The sequence below is a fragment of the Roseibium sp. RKSG952 genome (genome assembly GCF_009711355.1).
Genome location: NZ_SMMF01000317.1, coordinates 1 through 576 on the forward strand (window position 1 = coordinate 1; position 576 = coordinate 576).

General features: G+C 61.3%; 1 pseudogene. It reads left to right on the top strand.

Annotated features, from left to right (window positions below):
* Window positions 1-576 (top strand): annotated as a pseudogene (locus tag E1297_RS48855) (hypothetical protein); the annotation flags it as partial.

Below are 576 nucleotides of genomic sequence, written 5' to 3' on the forward strand. Positions count from 1 at the left end.
CAATGCCAGCCTGACCAACACCGGAACGATCGTCGGCGCTTCAGGCTCAGCGACCGGCCTTGCCACGCACGCAGCGTCCATAAGTGCAGCTGCCGTGTCAGACGATGAAGGCCTCTACACCGTTGACATTGATGGCGCCAATACCGCGTTCACCAATGAGGGAACGGTGACGGGAGACAACGCCGTCAGACTTTCCGGGACATCCGCAAGCTTCACCAATTCCGGTGTCGTTTCGGCAAGCGGGACGGACGGTCAGGCGTTGGCCCTGGCCGGAGACGGCGCAACTGTGGTCAATAGCGGAACACTCACCGGTCTGCGTGGCAGCCGGATTACCGGGGCAAATGCAACCGTCACGAACTCCGGCACGCTGTCGGCCAGCGGTGACGGAGCGACTGGCCTTGAGGTTGACGGCGACAATGCAGTCGTAGTGAACACAGGTACAATCACAGGCGCCAGTGGCATGGAAGTGGCCGGAAACAATGCGTCCGTGATCAATAGCGGGCAGGTGTCCGCCACCGCTTCCGACGGATATGCCGTTGAAGTTGTCGGCGACAATGCCAGCCTGACCAACACCGG